At 39.1% G+C, this 17,971-nt stretch carries 15 protein-coding genes and 3 tRNA genes; 9 read left to right on the top strand and 9 right to left on the bottom strand.

Annotated features, from left to right (window positions below; all coding sequences use genetic code 11):
* Positions 1 to 60: 60 nt before the first annotated feature.
* On the bottom strand, positions 61 to 981 hold the full coding sequence (locus QUD05_RS16210; protein ID WP_289796954.1) for a TIGR04168 family protein: 921 nt from the start codon (positions 979 to 981) through the stop codon (positions 61 to 63).
* Positions 982 to 1,130: 149 nt separating this feature from the next.
* Between QUD05_RS16210 and nadA the strand changes: the two genes are divergently transcribed.
* The 3 genes from nadA (at position 1,131) to QUD05_RS16195 (ending at position 2,467) form a co-directional block, all read left to right on the top strand.
* Positions 1,131 to 2,105: a quinolinate synthase NadA gene (nadA, locus tag QUD05_RS16205; protein ID WP_289796953.1), complete on the top strand. Its 975-nt coding sequence runs from the start codon at positions 1,131 to 1,133 to the stop codon at positions 2,103 to 2,105.
* A 123-nt stretch (positions 2,106 to 2,228) separates the two neighbouring features.
* A tRNA-Tyr gene (locus QUD05_RS16200) sits at positions 2,229 to 2,314 on the top strand.
* A gap of 81 nt (positions 2,315 to 2,395) precedes the next feature.
* A tRNA-Thr gene (locus tag QUD05_RS16195) sits at positions 2,396 to 2,467 on the top strand.
* 809 nt (positions 2,468 to 3,276) lie between these two features.
* Here QUD05_RS16195 and QUD05_RS16190 read toward each other — a convergent pair.
* The 7 genes from QUD05_RS16190 to QUD05_RS16160 all read right to left on the bottom strand — a co-directional run bounded on the left by QUD05_RS16190 (position 3,277) and on the right by QUD05_RS16160 (position 10,440).
* The gene (locus QUD05_RS16190; RefSeq protein WP_289796952.1) at positions 3,277 to 4,215 is read right to left on the bottom strand and encodes a hypothetical protein; all 939 of its coding nucleotides are present in this window, start codon (positions 4,213 to 4,215) and stop codon (positions 3,277 to 3,279) included.
* Complete coding sequence (locus QUD05_RS16185; RefSeq protein ID WP_289796951.1) at positions 4,187 to 4,705, bottom strand: hypothetical protein; 519 nt, start codon at positions 4,703 to 4,705, stop codon at positions 4,187 to 4,189. Before QUD05_RS16185 ends, QUD05_RS16190 begins: the two co-directional genes overlap by 29 nt.
* Before the next feature lie 279 nt (positions 4,706 to 4,984).
* Positions 4,985 to 5,794, bottom strand: a complete 810-nt coding sequence (locus QUD05_RS16180) for a competence protein CoiA family protein (protein WP_289796950.1) — start codon at positions 5,792 to 5,794, stop codon at positions 4,985 to 4,987.
* 384 nt (positions 5,795 to 6,178) lie between these two features.
* Positions 6,179 to 7,282, bottom strand: a complete 1,104-nt coding sequence (locus QUD05_RS16175; protein WP_289796949.1) for a VapE domain-containing protein — start codon at positions 7,280 to 7,282, stop codon at positions 6,179 to 6,181.
* Between the two features lie 512 nt (positions 7,283 to 7,794).
* Entirely contained in the window at positions 7,795 to 8,988 is a 1,194-nt protein-coding gene (locus QUD05_RS16170) for a tyrosine-type recombinase/integrase (protein ID WP_289796948.1), read from the bottom strand.
* 611 nt (positions 8,989 to 9,599) lie between these two features.
* Entirely contained in the window at positions 9,600 to 10,295 is a 696-nt protein-coding gene (locus tag QUD05_RS16165; RefSeq protein WP_289796947.1) for a group I intron-associated PD-(D/E)XK endonuclease, read from the bottom strand.
* Positions 10,296 to 10,367: 72 nt separating this feature from the next.
* Positions 10,368 to 10,440: transfer RNA gene (locus QUD05_RS16160), tRNA-Arg, on the bottom strand.
* 357 nt (positions 10,441 to 10,797) lie between these two features.
* Here QUD05_RS16160 and QUD05_RS16155 point away from each other — a divergent pair.
* From QUD05_RS16155 to cutA, 4 genes are all read left to right on the top strand, one after another.
* A complete protein-coding gene (locus QUD05_RS16155) occupies positions 10,798 to 11,460 on the top strand; it encodes an Npun_F0813 family protein (protein WP_289796946.1) in 663 nt (220 codons plus the stop codon).
* 140 nt (positions 11,461 to 11,600) lie between these two features.
* Positions 11,601 to 12,452, top strand: a complete 852-nt coding sequence (locus tag QUD05_RS16150) for a hypothetical protein (RefSeq protein ID WP_289796945.1) — start codon at positions 11,601 to 11,603, stop codon at positions 12,450 to 12,452.
* 21 nt (positions 12,453 to 12,473) lie between these two features.
* On the top strand, positions 12,474 to 13,475 hold the full coding sequence (locus QUD05_RS16145; RefSeq protein ID WP_289796944.1) for a helix-turn-helix domain-containing protein: 1,002 nt from the start codon (positions 12,474 to 12,476) through the stop codon (positions 13,473 to 13,475).
* Positions 13,476 to 13,480: 5 nt separating this feature from the next.
* Entirely contained in the window at positions 13,481 to 13,813 is a 333-nt protein-coding gene (gene cutA, locus QUD05_RS16140; RefSeq protein ID WP_289796943.1) for a divalent-cation tolerance protein CutA, read from the top strand.
* A 42-nt stretch (positions 13,814 to 13,855) separates the two neighbouring features.
* Here the strand turns inward: cutA and QUD05_RS16135 are convergent, their stop codons facing one another.
* Positions 13,856 to 14,800, bottom strand: coding sequence for an ADP-ribosylglycohydrolase family protein (locus QUD05_RS16135; protein WP_289796942.1), 945 nt, complete (start codon positions 14,798 to 14,800; stop codon positions 13,856 to 13,858).
* A 393-nt stretch (positions 14,801 to 15,193) separates the two neighbouring features.
* Between QUD05_RS16135 and QUD05_RS16130 the strand changes: the two genes are divergently transcribed.
* Positions 15,194 to 15,733 (top strand): putative outer membrane beta-barrel protein, encoded by a 540-nt coding sequence (locus QUD05_RS16130; protein WP_094348642.1) that lies wholly within the window; start codon positions 15,194 to 15,196, stop codon positions 15,731 to 15,733.
* Between the two features lie 239 nt (positions 15,734 to 15,972).
* Positions 15,973 to 17,889 carry a sulfite reductase, ferredoxin dependent gene (sir, locus tag QUD05_RS16125; RefSeq protein ID WP_289796941.1) on the top strand — a complete coding sequence of 639 codons (1,917 nt, stop codon included), beginning with the start codon at positions 15,973 to 15,975 and terminating at the stop codon, positions 17,887 to 17,889.
* Positions 17,890 to 17,971 lie beyond the last annotated feature (82 nt).

Here is a 17,971-nt window from a genome sequence, read left to right as displayed (position 1 = left end):
ACTTGACAGATAATACTATACCCTATTATCTACGCAGATTGCACTACTAGATGCGAATGTCTACGACACAATACGCGATCGCTCATACAAAATTTCCTCCTTAGCCACCTGGAAGTCATTCCCCACCCAAACTAGGGAAACTTGCGAAACCACACCCGCCTCTAAGGAGACAATAGAAAAGTTACGCAACTTCTCGCTGTCATTTTCCACAATCCTGGGGACACTAGCCGCATTTAAGTAAATTGTCCCCTCTGGACTTCTAAAGATGGGTTTGCGTTGCACCTTCTTGGTATGGCGTAAATCTCGGTGCATGTGACCAAATGTCACCAGAGGAATGGTTTTACCAGCAGTCAAGGCTTGAGAAATCGCCTCGCCCAAATCTGGATCGCCAAAATCGCCGCCAATTGGGTGCCAGTCTTTGCCGCAGGGGTCTTCGGGGCGATCACCTAATCCACTAGGCCCATTGTGACCCAAAAATATAATCGTCTCATAAGCGGCGCTTTTGATCGCTTTCACGATGCGATCGGCGGATTCTTCCAAACTTGTCACACCGTAACGTTCTTTACAGATTTCCGCGAATTTCCACTCTGGGCCACCCCAAGTAAAGGGACGACCCCCCACTACAGTTAAATTCCAAGCGGGAAAATCCAACTTACCGTAACCGACATGGGACGGGCCTAATAAATCGAGTTGTTCCTGTACCCAGTCTTCCTTAGAGCGGTCATAAGGAGCCTTTTTGCGTCCCCATTCGGTGGCGGTATACCAAGCATCGTGGTTGCCCATTACGGCTGCTTTGGGAATATCGAGAGATGCGATCGCTCTGACCACTTCCACCGACTCGTTGCCAAAATCCCCGACAAACAGCGCTAAGTCAACACCCAAATGCTTGAGTGCAATACCATCTTCCACTTCCCATTGGTCGTGAATATCTCCAACTACAGCAATTTTCAGGGTTATCGATTGAGTTTTCTGACTGGTCATGCCACTTTCCTTGCCGTCTATCTCCAGGATATGAAACTCAGCCGGATTTGGACACAACCCCAAAATATCAACCGTCCACTATTTTTGGTAAAAACTACTATAATTGATTCCACAGGACATAAATTTGCAATTTAAAGCACCCCCTAACTGTGTTTACTACTGCACTAGCTCAACGAGAAAAAACCCAACCGGGTGAACTACCACTAGATTTGTTTGCCGCGATTCAGAGTCTCAAAAAAGAACTCAACGCAGTTATCCTGGCGCATTATTATCAAGAGCCAGATATTCAGGATATTGCAGACTTTATTGGGGATTCATTACAACTAGCAAGAGCCGCCGAAAAAACCAATGCGGATGTGATCGTCTTTGCTGGTGTTCACTTCATGGCAGAAACAGCAAAGATACTCAATCCCGATAAATTAGTACTTTTACCAGATTTGAATGCTGGTTGTTCTTTAGCCGACAGTTGTCCACCAGAGGAGTTTGCAGCTTTTAAAGCAGCGCATCCAGATCATCTGGTGGTGTCTTATATCAACTGTTCTGCTGATATCAAGGCGATGAGTGATATTATTTGCACCAGTTCCAACGCTGTGAAAATTGTGCAGCAGATACCAAAAGAACAGCCGATTATTTTTGCCCCAGATCGGAACTTGGGGCGGTATGTGATGGAACAGACTGGACGAGATTTGGTGCTATGGCAAGGTAGCTGTATTGTCCATGAAACCTTTTCGGAAAAGAAAATTATCCAATTAAAAATTGCCCATCCCGAAGCAGAGGCGATCGCACACCCAGAATGTGAAAGTAGTGTATTGCGCCACGCTAGTTTTATTGGCTCCACGGCCGCCTTACTCAAGTATTGTCAAAGCAGCCCCACTAAAGAATTTATCGTTGCTACGGAGCCGGGAATCATTCACCAAATGCAAAAACTAGCTCCTGACAAACACTTCATTCCTGCACCACCGATAAATAACTGTGCTTGTAACGAATGTCCGTTTATGCGGTTAAACACCCTAGAAAAGCTCTACTGGGCAATGAAAAATCGTACTCCCGAAATTACCATGTCAGAGGATATTCGCCTTGCTGCACTGCGACCAATGCAACGAATGCTGGAAATGAGCGTGTAACCAGTATTTTTATCCAGATGGTAGAGACGCAGTTTTGTTGCGATCTCTACCCAAAAGTTATTTTTTCTAATCACTTGCAATTTATAAAACATGGTGCTAAGATTTTAAATCGTGAGACAAATCGGGTCGGTGTCCGAGTGGTTAATGGAGACGGACTGTAAATCCGTTGGCTTGCGCCTACGCTGGTTCAAATCCAGCCCGGCCCACCACTTACGAAGTTATAAGTTATAATGACTGGGAAAGCATCAAAACTCCCAGCATTTTAACTTCTAGCTGAAAAATCAAATTTCGCCCGTGTGGCTCAGTGGTAGAGCACACCCTTGGTAAGGGTGAGGTCACGAGTTCAATCCTCGTCACGGGCTTTTTAAATTAACGAAAAATCAACAGTTTGCAGCTACTTGCATAAATTGGCTGTACTCTATCAGTATCGCTTGAGACAGAAGTACTTGCATAGAAGTTGCATAACATAATTACTTATCGGAATGTTGCAATATATAAGCTAATTTTATAAAATAGTACTCAAAAATAGTACTCGTTTTCTAGCTTGATAGTAGTTACTAAACAATTAGCCCTGCTAAATTAGCCAATAATGCCTCTATTTTCAGTCTCAGGTAGAATGTAAGCTTAAGTCTTATATCGCTTGTTATGGGGAATTATAGAGCTAGGTATTAAAGCTTAAATGCTATCAAAGCTAATCATTCAACAATGGAAACGTAAGAAACAACCATTCCCCAGTTTTATCGTTTTGATATGTATTAAGCATAAAGGCAGCAAGAAAAAACGAGTTAAATCATATAACAATATATTAAATAACACGATAAAGTAAGAAAAAACTAAAGGCATCTAGAGAAACTAGAGGTTTAATTAGTAATAACTTAGCTAAAGTAACATTACTTAAGGTTAGTTAACTTATAGAAAATAAAACTTAAAAGAATTAATAGTATTGAGCCGCAAGTACACTAAGCCAAATCAAATATAGTTTATTAAGACGAATATCACATACATCATATACACATTAATCTATATATTTATAACTGCAATAACCTATTTTTCTTACTGTAGCTAATCTAATATAACTATCATAGTTAACTTATCATCTTAAGCTATAAGATAGTTAGAGATAGAAACAATACCAATCTTATTTATAGAAAACCGCGCTTGGTGTTAAAATTTACTTTAGATGACCCAATTCTGGTTTAATAACCAAGTCGCGTATTTTGATGTATTGATTAACATCTGTTTTGAGTGATTTAAGCAACTCAACAGCTTGAGATTTGTTGAGATTTAACTTAGTGAATATGTACTCAGTGATTAACAAAGCTAATCTACCAATCTCACTATCGTTACAACTTGGTTGATATTGTCTTACAAGAGATCGCGCCGATTGTGTATACTTAGCAACATCGTAAGTAGCTTTGTGTATTTGAGCATCAGAGTTATTGATTACATAATTCTCAACTTTTTGTTTAACTTTCTTGTAATTAGCTTGCAACATCTTTTTGGTGATATCGTTACGTAGTTGATCTAACCATATACATTCTGGTTTGGGGTGATTATGAGTAACACAGTACTTTTCATTAAGATAACTTTTAACAAGTACTTTGTTACCTATCACATTTTTCTTACATAACACTCTGTCACCTATTGATAGTGTTTCATTGGTAAGAAAAATTCCTCTGTATTGCTGTTTTATGACCTCTGGCAACACAGTACTCTTATTTAGATACTTAACTATGTGTTCGTATTGTGGTTGTGTTGCTGACCATTTAGATATAGGTATTTCAGATAATTCTATAGTACCTATAGTTAGTAATTTTGTTCTTTGTTGTGTGAGGTTAGCACTGAATGATTTTTTACTGTGACACGCTTTAATAGCTTCACTACGGGTAAATGATTTATCTAGCGTATATAACACTAGAAGTTGATTTTCCATAGCTACTTGACACTGTACAGGTTGAGTACCGAGTTTATCTGCTAAGTATTGACCGGGTTCTAATTGTAAGAAAAATGGTTGACTCCAATTACCCAATAAACCAGTGTTGATACGATTTGTTGTAGTGGGTTTAGGTTTAACAGTTTCCTTAGTTAGCTGTCTTTTTTTTAGCTTCATTAAGCTTAAACTGTGCATAACGATGATACTTATCAATCGTTGTATTTGGTAGTATTATAGAGCATTCTAGTGACTGCTCATAAGCTTCTATGAAAGCTTCCATTACAATTTGATTTTTGATTTGATTGTATGTACCTTTTTTAATATGTGTGGTACTTGTCATTAAAATATTATCTAACTGTGTACGCCGTTTTAATGCTAACAAAATTAAAACTGTATCATCGTAAGTATGTAATACCCGTTTTTTACCTTTGTGGTCGATGTATGTTTTGATAAATTCTACTTTATTATCTTTAATCATTCGTTCTACTAAGCTTGCTAATTCATCTCTTTTTGTTATATGAGGATACTCCATTAATTTACCATTTTTAGCAAAGAGTAGATCCGAATATTTTTCTACAGTGAGGCTGAAATCGTACCCAAATGAATACACTACAGCAGGTAAATAATTTTCAGTAGTTACTTTAACGTTAACGTTTTGACTTGTCATAAATGAAAAACGTAACGCTGTCTTATCATCTGGATTAACTTCGGTGATTAATTTACAATAAACAAAAACTTTTTGACGTGATGGTAATCCAGTCTCCTTATCGACATTGCCGTATTCCCATGCTGAGAAAGTTAACTGTAAATCTAACTTGTTTTCAAGTGCATGGCGTTCGGTTGCATTAATTTGATTAATGTCGATATCAATGCTTCCAGATCCAATCCACTTACTATTGACCTTAACTTGTTCTAAGTCATATAGTTGAGAAGCATTCTGAATATTTTACGAGGATATTTGTAGAGGTGATGAAGTAGATGAGATTCTGTTTTTATTAATTTTGATAATATTCTGTTGTGTTTTGTTATTAACCCCATTAATTTTAGTATTTTTAAATGCTAATATCCAAGAATTACGCATAATAATTCTTACTGTGCCTTGACAAATTTTTTCTATGTCTTGTGTTTTAAGATTTTGTCGAATTAATTTGTGTTCTTCATATTGATAAATTTGATACATACTGTAAAACAATAGATATCGCAAATTGTAATTAAATTTTGCGTTGTCGCACAAATAGCTCATTACTTCTAAAGATATTTTCTGTTGCAGTAAAATTTGTTCATTTTTAATTTTAGTTGTATGAATAATATACTTGGCTTCCATTAATTGCCGATTTTCTAGAAAATAATCAATACATTTTCTAATAATGTCATTGATTATTTGATTGCTTTCATCTTTTCTTGAATTAATCCAGTTATTAAACTTTGCATCCTCAATAATTTTTGAATTTTCAAAATAAATCAAACTTAAAAAGTGCTGTTGAAATATCTCTAATCTTTGTCCCCTATTTTCAATCAAGCTACTTATTTCTGTACTATTACCATCGGCTGATACTCTCAGTTCACATTCTTTTACTTGTCTAGAACTGGTGGCATGAAAATGAGCAAAATAGGGTTCTCTAATATCACCCTTTCTTAAATAAACTTCTTGTTTGCAAATAGGACAAATTAAACCTAGATCGGAATAGGAATTAAAATCACATTGCTCTGGATAAACTCTTTCACTTGGTTTATATATTGAGATTGCATATTCCATATTCAATTGATCCTAGTGATACTCTCATTATTATGAGAATAACTGTTAATACTTACAATATGCATGAGTGAAGTTACTTATTATACTTGCATCTACCAACATATTTCTTTTAGTGGTTGTAACTGATGTAACTACAATGTAACTCACTAGAATTATAATAATGGCTGAAAAGCTTGCAATAGTTAGGTTTCAGATTAATGTGTAACTGTAACTGATGTAACTGACTTTTATTAAACTCTTTAGTAAATATGGATGAATCAAGAGTCAGTACAGATATTGAAGAAAAAGTTTATAAATTATTGGTTACATGGTTACATGGTTACAAGAAAGCTGAAACCCTTATATAATAAGAGTCTCAGCCTGTAACTAAGTGTAACTGAATTATTAGCTGGCTACTTTATCTAAGATATTATTGGTAATTGGATAATAATATTTACCCCCCTTACCGTTAACCCTAGTAGTATTCTTAGGTTTTGAAAAACCTAAAGATTGTAGTATCCCAGTTACTCTATTTTCATCTGAACGTTTCCAGGTTTTAGGTTCTTTTTTGAGAGCCATAGTTAGAACATCAGATAGAGTAAAAGGTGTTGTTTGATCTAGCGCCCAATTAGTTACTATCTCTGTCCACATATCTTCAACTTGATACTTATTAGAGTTAATAGAATTACTTAGTTCTTGTTCAATTTCGTTTAAATAAGTAGAATAATTATCTTTATATGCTAATACTGCTGCTGCCCAAACTAAATCTCTATTTTGCTTAATCCAATCAATATCTATTTTTTGATTAATTTCAATAATCCAAAATCTTCTATTGCCAGTAGGGTCGTGTAAAATCTTATCTTTATTAGTAGTGCCGACAAGGATAAATTGTCTTTGTAGCGTAACATTAGTTGGGGCATAAGGTTTTCTAAATGAATCTGATGTTTTGGTAATAAATGCTTTAAGTTTAGACATAGCATAAGGTTTAATAGTCTCTTCACATTCCCCTAATTCCAGAATCCATTTACTATGACATACCATTAATTCATCCTTGTTATAACTAGCGAAATTAGTAGTTTGAAACCAATCTGTACTAGCTAATTCTCTAAAGAAAGAGGTTTTGTAAAATCCTTGTTTTTCACTGTGAAGTATCAACACAGAATCATGTTGACATCCAGGTTCATATATTCTTTTGACTGCTGCTACTAAAGTTTTAGGTAAGTATAGTGCCTCAATTGAATCAGGGTCAATATGTAAAACTTGTTCATTTATGTATCTGAATAATTCCTTGTAGCTTGTGTCATTATGCTTACAAAAGCACTGATTTAAATAATCCTCTATGGGAGAAAAGGGATTATTAAGACTGGAAAGATGGGTTAGCTCATGAATGTATTTATCATTATCTAAGATTATATTATGTTCCTTTGCGACTTCGGCACGGAATTTGGCAATATCAAATAATTTCCCATCTAAATTGACTAAGGTAGTTATTTTAATTGCATTAGTCATATTTTTCTTACTCTATACAACTTATTATGTATAGTAATAAATAAATACAGGAATTAGCCTATGTTATTTATCTAGTTTGTTATTAATGCAACTAAAATCATTTATGCAATTATATTAAGTATTTGCAGACCTTTTACTGAAAGTAGAAGTAAATATATTAGTTAAGGTGACTGTATATATAATCATAGTCAACTTAAGTTTATTCAAGATAATTATATGAAGTATTACTTAAGATACCTATCATATCTATTGCTGATTAAACTAGTGCAAATAAGTTAAATGCAATTATCTATTAAACTTAGTTGTCCTAAAGTAACTTGTTTATAGTAATTTAGTTAATGTTCAGAGTGCCGTTAGATGAAATAACTATTAGATGTTATATGAGGTAAGAAAAAAGGATAGTATTGTGTGTTTACTATCCCTTGCTGCTATATGTATTATGAGTGCTATTAGTCCAAGTTTGAGGAATAACTCACAACTTTGGTACTTGTACTTGTGTCATTGCTATGACTCTAAATCTTTGGTAACTGAACATTATTATTGATAATGTCATCATCTGGACTCCAGTAATGTTGGTTAATCATTTCTTCTGATGTTTCCATAAGCGCCGCCACTGTAGCTATATCGACACCTTGACGTAGATAATGAGTGATACTTGTGTTCCTGAGGTTGTAAGTAGGTAAGTACAGTTTGACCTTACCTTCATTGACTAAATTTTCTACAATCCTCTTAGTGTATCTTTGTGTAAAGTTTCTGAGGTTTATGTAGCTACCATTCTGTGCTGGAAATACTAATTTACTAAGTATGGGAGAAATATAAGTTGAGCACCTATCTAGTAACTCCCTAATTTGTGGTGTGATCGGAAACATACGAGCTTTATTGTTTTTGGTAGTTTTTAACACACCACAGCAATATGCTTTATCAAAAACAATTACTTTCTCTTTGATAGAATCCCAAGTCAATGCGATCGCATCTTCAGGACGGCAACCAGTAAGAAACAAAAACTCAACCAAATCAGCATACCAGCTATCCTTGAAAGCTGACTTGATGTTGCAGTACCAATCACCTCTGAAGGCTTGAATTATAGCGTTGACTTCATCTCGTGAGTATGCCTTTTTTGTTCTACTGCTTTGAGGCTTATCAGGTAACTGCTGTTTCAATCTTCTCCAAGGGTTAATACTAATTAATCCAGTCTCGAATGCCCAATTACTACAAGCGTGTATATCGTTGATGATTCGCTCAAGCGTAGTAGTCGAATAGGTTTTAAGTAACTCTGGTATCAACAACCGCGCATTCTCTGGACTTAGCATCTCAGGTAACACCTTTGCGAAGCACCTATCAATCTGTGACCATTTCTCTTTTTGAGTGGTTTCAGCGACACTTGCTTGTTTTGCTACCTTATAGTGTTGCCACAATTCCTTGAGGTTTGGCGCTATGTTCTTACTGATTGAAACAACGTTATCGGGCTGTTTAACCTTTGGTTGATATTTTTCTAACGTGGGGTCAAAGTAGCCAGCAAGAATGTCTGTCTTGATTTGACTAGCTATTCTGTCAGCGTTTGCGATCGCTAGTCTATCGCTATATTTACCACCTGGAGAGAGTGAGTATTGCTTCCCTTGATATTGAAACCTAATTATGATTCCGCCATTGTTGTTGCGTGGGGTAATCTTGGGTACTCTAGATGACGACTTACCAATCTCGAACATTCTCTAAGTTGCATAGTTCTTGCATAACCCAACTATGCAAATCGCTCAAAGTCTTGATAATCAGTTATTTTGAACACCCTTGGTAAGGGTGAGGTCACGAGTTCAATCCTCGTCACGGGCTTTTGGTATTAACGAGATAATCAACGTAAATTCAAGGGTTTCAGGCTTATTAAGAGATTTAGATGTTTAAAAGCTAAGTCTCTTACTTGCATTTGTGGCTATTCTGACTATGATTTGGCTATGATTTGGTAGTTTTTGTATGTAGGGTGCGTCAGTCAGCCAAAACCTTAAAAAGCAGCACAATTATTGTTACAGAACCAGCATACAAATATGATAGTACCGCCTCTTATAGCTTTGCCAACAGGGCAAACGCATCTAAATTACTCTTGATCACAACGAAGGTTAAGAACCAACGAAAAAATCTTTCCTTTCGCGCTTGATTATTTTTTCAGCCCCAAAGCGATGCCTGCAGCGGGCTACGCCAACGCCTAAAATTTTCGCAATAAGCAAGAGTTAATGACATTATTTTTAGCTATATTGAGAATAGACTTTGCTTATTGACATGATGCGGCCGCCCTGATCTTGCCAAGGCTAGAATTTTTATAAAAAAGCTAAAACTCTATCCTAGAGAACGTTTCGTTATGGGCTATTAACTGTTCTTCTACTTTTCCATAAGCCTTTTTCACCCAATAACCTCTAGGTGGCTTTTGTATCCCATAAGCCTTACACCACTTCTCTACAGCTTTATCAGACAGGCCAAAATCTCTCCCAATTTGTGCGGTTGGCTTTTCCCAAACTAGTTTTTCCAGTTCTTCTTTAGATGGTCTTTCAACTTTTCTGGTATGAATTCTAGAGTCTGGGTTAACCTTTCTGGTTGTTAAATCAACGCCAAACTCCTTGTAGGTTCGCTTAAATGCTACTTCAGTAAAGTCTATAAAATCCTCCCACCAGTAAAAAGGATTGGGTGATTTAGGTGGCGTTGTCCTGATACCGCAACCGCCAAACCTAATTGATGGATACACTACTTTGTTTATATCTGGCAAATAAAGGCCATAGAAATCAAAGTCATCAGATTTGTACTTTTTCTCATGACAACCATTCTTGTCTGCCCAATTGCTTTTATTTTTCAGTGTGCCATCACAACTGTATTTAGCTTGAATTCTGTAACATTTGCCATCTTTGTAGGCAATCAAATCAAAGGGTGCGTGTTCAGTTACTACTGGTACAAAAACCGAATATTCTTTCTCGACTAAATCTGCTATCACTTTAGCAGCTGCTAGATCACCCTTATCTTTTGTGTGGTGCATTTATATGAACTCTCAAGCCTATTTGGTAAATTACCATGAAAAGGCTTCTTTAGGGTTCATATTAAGTTAAAACGAGCGCGGCAGGGTTCGAACCTGCGACCAACGGATTAGAAATCCGTGGCTCTATCCACTGAGCTACGCGCCCAAAACAAAATAATGGCTCCCGAAAGAGTCACCTAAACTATTATATCGTCTTCACCTACCAAGAAGCAATCAAAAATTGCAGATTTACCACTAGCAAGGCTAAGATGCTAGTCGCTAGTTAGTTCATCTACACCCAAAACGAAACAGATGGGGTATTGGTTTAGATATATTGTGTTGTCAAGGGGTTATTTGCCCGNNNGCGCCAACGCTCTCTGGGCGGNNNCCTTCGGGAAGGATTTGGCGATCGNNNGGCNNNTTTNNNAAGTATGCTAGGTAATTTCAGCCTTGGCGATACTGCCAAATGCCANNNTATATTCCATATTAAGAGTGCCCCTGTGAGGAGNNNTTTGCTAGTGCCATGTTTATTCTCAAACGGCAGGATGTTGAAATATCAAGCATTCAGCACCCAAAAAAGGATCAGCAGGTGCCGATTCTCAATTATCAAGGGCAGACTTTTCGCTTGATTAGTGTTTTCAAAGCTAGTCAAGAAGAAGAAGCTAGAGCCTTATGGAGAGAATTAACGGATAACCGGGGTAAAGCCTGTGTTTTGCTCGAGGAACCCGAACGGTTTAGCGTCTGGGGTAAAATCCGTTTAGAGCAACTGGATAGTGACACAGGTGGTCATGGCAAAACGGCGATTTTAATCCAAGCTGGTATTTTGCTGTTGCAGGGTGTTGCTATCGACATTGAAGAGTTTTTAGGTGCTAGACAAGCTGCATTATTTGAAAAAGATATTGCGGAAGTATTACAGCAAAAGCAATTTCCTCAGGCATCTTCCCTAGAAGCAGTGAAATATTTGGTATCTACCAATCCNTTTGCTNNNGCAGCTAAAATACCTGATTGGCAAGAAAGTCATGTAGTTATCCTCTTACAAGAACTTCATCGATTAGGGAAAGCCTATTTTGGCAATGCCAATTTTACCAAACAAGTGATTTATAAGCTAGAAGATATGCCAGAAGCCGAGCGATCGCTATTTATCACTTGGCTAAATCAATCGCCACTGGGTAAGCTATGGCAGTAGTATGGAAATTATTTAACAAAATTCCTGCCACTGGCACTTGCTTTTGGTGTCCGATTGTGTACTACTTGGCAGACACACTGCTACATATACAGTCCATTAACTCAAAATACTGCCAGAGTGCATCTACATAGTCAAGTCTTATGAATAACTCTTACGAGAATTCGTTCCTTTCTAAATCCATTTTCAATACTCAGAACATTGTCTTAGCTAATATTGGCTGGGCCGTACTGGCACTGCTATACTTTTTGTTGTTTAGCGCCAAAGTTCCTGGAGCCGATGGCATAGAAAGCCGAGCCGAGTGGTATGTGATTGGCACAAATATTTTTGAAGCTTTAGCTTATTTGGGTGCCAGTATCTTATGCTTGAGGAACTGGCTAAGTCAGCAAATCGTCAGTGGCCGGAATGTTTGGCTCTTAATTGGGTTAGGCATGCTTTCCTATTTTGTTGGAGGGATAATTTTCGGCTATACCGAAATAGTTTTAAAAGATGAACCGGATGTGTCTGTAGGCGATATATTCTTTGTACTTAGTTATCTATTACTTGGCGCAGGCATGATTTTAGCTGTGGCTTCCAGGCGAATTAATCTGGAAAAATGGCAGTGGCTAATTGTGTTAGCAATTGCAGTGTTCGGTAGTTTGTTGGCATGGTGGATTTCTATGCAACAGGAAACACCCTCAGAACTGCTAGTCGCTATTTTGAATTGGTTTTACGTAGTTAGCGATGTAGTTTTGTTAATTATTGCTACCACTCTGCTACTAGCCTTNTTGGGGGGAAGAGTTTCCCAGTCTTGGCGAATGATTGCGGCGGCGGCCTTTTCGCTCTACATTGCAGATATGTGGTTTAAATACGCCCAAGGCCCCAATTATCAAAGTGGGGAGATATTAGAAGTGTTTTGGGTGTTTAGTGGAGTGTTATTTGGCATGGGCGCTGTCTTAGAATATGACGCATCACTAAGACGAACGCGGCGTACCAGCGGACGGAAACGAGCTTAGTAAGGATTTTTGGTATCTACCGTGAGAAAATTAACAGACTCTGACAAGCAAGAAATTCTGAAGTTATATCGAGAGACTGCCGAAACAACCTCAACTTTGGCAGACCGCTATGGTGTGAGTAACTCGACAATTAGTCGCCTACTCAAAAGCACTTTGCCAGAGGACGAGTATGAATACTTAGTCTCTTTAAAGCGGGCTGCGAGAACTCCTGAGGGAAGGGCACAGGTAAGCTACGAGCAGTTACCGCTGCTGAGTCAACCAGAGCCGGAAATAGAAGTTCCACCCAGTGAAAGCCAACCCTTGGAATTGCCAAAGGTTGAGCCACAGCCACGTAAGATAATTCGTGTACAGGAGCAACTTTACTCAGAGGAAACAGCGGAGTCAATCGCCGCTAGTAGACGTGTGCGGCGACGCCCCTCGGCTGCGGAAAAACCCAAACTCCGAGTCACAGAGAAATTAGAAACTCCAGAGCCAAAACCGCCGGAAATAGTCAGCATTCCTATCCCACCGCTAAAGAATGAACATCCAGGAGCGGCGGTCATCGCGCACATGCTAGGCGAAGATTTGCTTGACGAATCCGAGGATTTGGACGATTTAGAAGATGATGATTTAGAGGATGACGACTTTGAGGAAGAAGACTTTGATGACGATGACCTTGATGACCAAAGACCTTTAGTCACAAAACGCAGACCAGGTGAAGCATCAGTTGAAGTTTTACCACTGTCGATAGCCAATTTGCCCAAAACTTGCTACTTGGTAATTGACCGTTCCTCAGAATTAATTACGCACTCTCTGAAGGACTTTGGTGACTTGGGACAAATTCCCAGCCTGGAAACCCAGCAAAGAACTCTGCCGGTATTTGATAACCATCGCGTCGCCAAGCGTTTTTCTACTAAACGCGATCGCGTGATTAAAGTTCCAGATAGTAAAATGCTTCATAAGGCTCGGACTCATTTGCAAGCTAAGGGCATCACACGACTGTTAATTGATGGTCAGGTCTATTCCTTGTCTACGACGGTTTAGAGGTCATGGAGACACCTGCTGGCTATAGTGTGGTATTGGTGACAGTTGGCAACGTGCAGGAGGCAGAAGCAATTGCTAATGCTCTTGTGGAAGCGAAACTCGCTGCTTGTGTCAGTCTATTACCAATCCACTCAATTTACACTTGGCAAGGGGAATTGCATAAAGAGGAAGAATGGCAATTACTGATTAAAACTGATTTGGCGCAATTTCCGGCAATGGAGGCCAAAATTAAGGAACTGCACTCCTATGAAGTGCCAGAAATTATTGCTTTACCAATTGTTGTTGGTTCTCAAGCCTACTTACAGTGGATTTTTCAGCAAGTTGAGAGTAAAGAGTAAGGATTTTCATAACTTCTCACTCTTTACTCTCAACTAACAACTCTATGCGTAAACAGCCCTGGCAAAACGCTCTGCTAAGTAAATAATGTCTTGTCTCCGAGCAATTTGATTCATCCATTTTTGAGGAATATTTTCCACCCCGTAATAAATTCCCGCTAACCCACCAGTGACGGCGGCGGTTGTATCGGCATCTCCACCTAAGTTGACAGCTTTCAGTACCGCCTCAGAATAAGACGAGCTATTTAATAAACACCACAGGGACGATTCCAAGGTATCAATCACATAGCCACCAGAATTAATCTCTTCAACTGGTAACTTGGCAATCTCACCACTGAAAATTCTGCCAAAATGCGGCTTTTCTAACAAAAATTCTCGGACAGAATATACTGTTTTGATGTCTTGCAATCCTTGTAAATAAGCTGTTTGGGGGTCTGCTCCTTCTAAAAGCGCCACTGCAATACTAATATAAATGCCACAAGCCATTTGCGATCGCGCATGAGCATGGGTAATCGCCGAAACATCATGCACCCGCGCCAGCAATTCGCCTAAAGTGAAGTTTCTGTGACAATAAGCCATTGGCAAGATTCTCATCAACGAACCATTGCCATTACTATTTTCAACCTTACCACCCGCCTGATGGGGAACAACTCCCTGCTTGAGCCGCATAATTGCTGTGTGGGTAGTTTGACCAATATCAAAGACATCGCCACGAGGAGTCCAGTAAGCCTCCTTGTACCAGCGCCAGAAGGAATTAGCTATGGCATCCAAGGAATACCCTCTACAAAGGCATTCTGCCAAACAAAAGCTTAAGGAACTGTCATCTGACCAAGTTCCTGGTGGTTGATTCCATGTGCCATAACCCAACATCGTTGTCACTGGAGATTTTACTCGTTCAGCACGGCTAGTAAACTCCACNNNAGCNACACCCAACGCATCACCGACACATAAACCCATCAAACCAGACAACGTTTTTGCAGCGGTTAGCATTATTCAATCTCCACGAGAATTGCTCAAAATTAACTTTATAGATTCCCTCTATAGCTTGTTGCAACAGATGTTACAGCCTACTTTTTCATCATCTTTGAAAAGCTCGGCAAAAATTATTAATCGGGTATTTTATTTACCATATCCCGACTTAGTTTTAGTTCCAAATATTGTGACAGTTTTAAAAGCGTCTATTGGGGGAACAAACAGCCAGAATGGAAAGACANNNGATGTAATTATAACAGCTTATTTATCAATTCAAGGGATAGTTATCCTGTAAGCGTTATACATTAACAACAACAGTTTTTTAATAAAAGTTGGCAATCATTTGGAACATTATCACTTTATTTTCGACCTGGAATATACAAGTAAAAAATACAAAATTTGGTAAAAATTATGAAACGCTTACTCAAGTCTTTCGTGACAATTTCTGCATTGTCTTCCTTAATAGTTGCTCCTTTTGTTCTATCAGCTGGTCAAGCTTCTGCCGAAACTAAAAAGGGTACTGATGCTAGTTATGTTGGTGCTGGTGTTGCTGCTGGCGTTACCAGTGGCGGACAAGGCATCAACGATGATGCCACATTTGGTGGTAACGTCACAGGCCGCGTGAAATTAGGAACTACGCCGTTTTCTGCACGTGGTAATGTCCTTTGGAGTGATAAAACAAGTGCCATAATTCCAGAACTTTCTGTGGATGTGCCTATTGCTAATAGAACTAACGCCTATTTAACTGGTGGTTATTCTTTTGTAGAGAAAGATGGCTCACCAACTCCTATAGGTAATAGAGATTCTGTAGTTGTAGGTGCTGGCGTCGAATCGGAAGTTGCTAATAACTTCCTCGTCTACACTAATGCCAAAGTCGGACTTGGTGCTTACCAAAATAGCGATGCTTCTGCTGTTAGCATCAATGGTGGTATCGGTTATCGCTTCAAATAAAAGATTATTGAGTCCTCAGTCAGTTTATACTTTACTNNNNTACTCAGGACTCAGCACTAAAAACTCACTACTCCCAAAAGCTGGTTTTGCTAAGTATTACATCACTAACAAAGCTAGCTTTTGCCGTGTTAAAATTAAATCATTCCTCATTATTCCGGCCGGATTACCGGGGATCAAGTAGCCGAAGGGTGCTGATTCGGCGTCTACTAATGCTTTATTGAGAATACTATACAAGTCTAATGGTTAAATCTGCTCCTTCCCCAATCGCTAGCCGTAAGCCTTCCAAAGTAGAAGGGATCAAGGAAAATAGTAATTTTTTGCGTGAACCTGTAGCAACTGAGATCCTTCAAGACACTACCCATTTTACTGAAAATGCGGTACAGCTTTTGAAGTATCACGGTTCTTACCAGCAGGATAACCGCGACAACCGCACCAAGGGACAGGAAAAAGATTACCAGTTTATGCTGCGGACAAAAAATCCGGGTGGTTTAGTACCGCCGCAGCTGTATCTGGCTTTAGATAAAATAGCTGATGAGTATGGCAACCACACATTACGAGCAACTACCCGTCAAGGTTTCCAACTGCACGGAATTTTAAAAAAGAATCTAAAATCAGCAATTGCTACCATTGTCAAGAACCTGGGTTCGACTTTGGGAGCTTGTGGTGACATTAATCGAAATGTGATGGCACCACCAGCCCCCTTTAAGAATCGCCCAGAGTATCAGTATGCTTGGGAGTATGCCCAGAATATCGCTGACTTGCTGACAGCGCAAACAGGTGCTTATTACGAAATTTGGTTAGATGGGGAAAAGGCAATTAGTGCTGAAGAAGACCCAGAGGTGAAGGCAGCCCGACAGCGCAATGGAAATGGGACAATTATCCATGACAACGAAGAACCGATTTATGGCACGTACTATATGCCCCGCAAGTTTAAAATTTGCGTGACAGTGCCAGGGGATAATTCGGTAGATTTGTATTCCCAAGACCTGACGTTGGTAGTGATTACCAATAAGAAGAAGCAATTAGAAGGATTTAATATTTTTGCTGGTGGTGGCTTAGGTAGAACCCACGGTAAAGAAGAAACCTTCGCTAGGTTAGCAGATCCCATTGGTTATGTAACGAAAGATGACGTTTACGACATAGTGAAAGCGATTGTTGCTACCCAGAGAGATTATGGCGATCGCACCGACCGTCGTCATGCCAGATTAAAATATTTAATCAACGATTGGGGCGTAGATAAATTCCGCACCCAAGTTGAAGAATATTTTGGTAAACCAATTGAAGCTTTCAAGCCACTGCCAGAGTTTAAATATCACGACTTCCTCGGCTGGAATGAACAAGGTGATGGCAAGCTCTTCTTAGGAATTTCCATTGACAATGGTCGGGTCAAGGATGAAGGTTCGTTTCAACTGAAAACCGCTTTGCGGGAAATTGTTAAACAGTTCAACTTACACATCCGTCTGACAGCCAACCACAACCTGATTTTTTACGATATCGAACCAGATAGCAAGGAAGCTATTCAAGACATTCTCAGCCGTCACGGTGTCGGAGACGACCCTAGTAAAATCGAACCTTTAGTACGGTATGCAATGGCTTGTCCGGCTTTGCCCACTTGCGGCCTGGCAATCACGGAATCAGAACGGGCAATACCAGGCATTTTGGAGCGGATTCGCGCTCTGTTGGATAAATTAGGTTTACAAAAACAACATTTTGTGGTAAGGATGACAGGATGTCCCAATGGCTGCGCTCGTCCTTACTTGGCAGAATTGGCCTTTGTCGGTAGCGCTCCAGAATCTTACCAAGTATGGTTAGGAGGTTCGCCAAATCAGACTCGACTAGCACAACCTTACACAGAGAAACTACACCACAATGACTTAGAAAGCTTCTTAGAGCCGATTTTTGTTTACTTTAAGAAATCTCGGAAATCGAAGGAAAGCTTTGGTGATTTTTGCGATCGCGTTGGTTTTGATGCCATCCGCGAATTTGCTGCTAGCTACGAACCACAAACAGCTAATGGTGCAAACAAATCGCGCCATCGGGTCAATTTGAAAGAAGAGGTTTATGGTAAGTTGAAGGAAGTAGCAGAAAGTCAAGGTAAACCCATGACTCAGTTAGTTACTGAAGCGCTAGAGGCTTACTTCCAGAATCTTTCGTAAGTCAAATAAATAACTAAACCATGATGGACACAGATAGACTTATCTGTGTCCATCTTTGATTTGATATCCTTAAAATTCCCAA

It is taken from the genome of Nostoc sp. GT001 (assembly GCF_030382115.1).
Classification (GTDB): domain Bacteria; phylum Cyanobacteriota; class Cyanobacteriia; order Cyanobacteriales; family Nostocaceae; genus Nostoc.
Note: the sequence above shows the minus strand (reverse complement) of the source record. Positions and strands in the feature narration are given on the sequence as shown.

Coding starts and splice junctions, on each gene's coding strand:
- QUD05_RS16210 (WP_289796954.1), bottom strand. CDS start 981: ATGACCAGTCAGAAAACTCAATCGATAACCCTGAAAATTGCTGTAGTT.
- QUD05_RS16190 (WP_289796952.1), bottom strand. CDS start 4,215: ATGAAGCTAAAAAAAAGACAGCTAACTAAGGAAACTGTTAAACCTAAA.
- QUD05_RS16185 (WP_289796951.1), bottom strand. CDS start 4,705: ATGACAAGTCAAAACGTTAACGTTAAAGTAACTACTGAAAATTATTTA.
- QUD05_RS16180 (WP_289796950.1), bottom strand. CDS start 5,794: ATGGAATATGCAATCTCAATATATAAACCAAGTGAAAGAGTTTATCCA.
- QUD05_RS16175 (WP_289796949.1), bottom strand. CDS start 7,282: ATGACTAATGCAATTAAAATAACTACCTTAGTCAATTTAGATGGGAAA.
- QUD05_RS16170 (WP_289796948.1), bottom strand. CDS start 8,988: ATGTTCGAGATTGGTAAGTCGTCATCTAGAGTACCCAAGATTACCCCA.
- QUD05_RS16165 (WP_289796947.1), bottom strand. CDS start 10,295: ATGCACCACACAAAAGATAAGGGTGATCTAGCAGCTGCTAAAGTGATA.
- cutA (WP_289796943.1), top strand. CDS start 13,481: ATGGAGACACCTGCTGGCTATAGTGTGGTATTGGTGACAGTTGGCAAC.
- QUD05_RS16130 (WP_094348642.1), top strand. CDS start 15,194: ATGAAACGCTTACTCAAGTCTTTCGTGACAATTTCTGCATTGTCTTCC.
- sir (WP_289796941.1), top strand. CDS start 15,973: ATGGTTAAATCTGCTCCTTCCCCAATCGCTAGCCGTAAGCCTTCCAAA.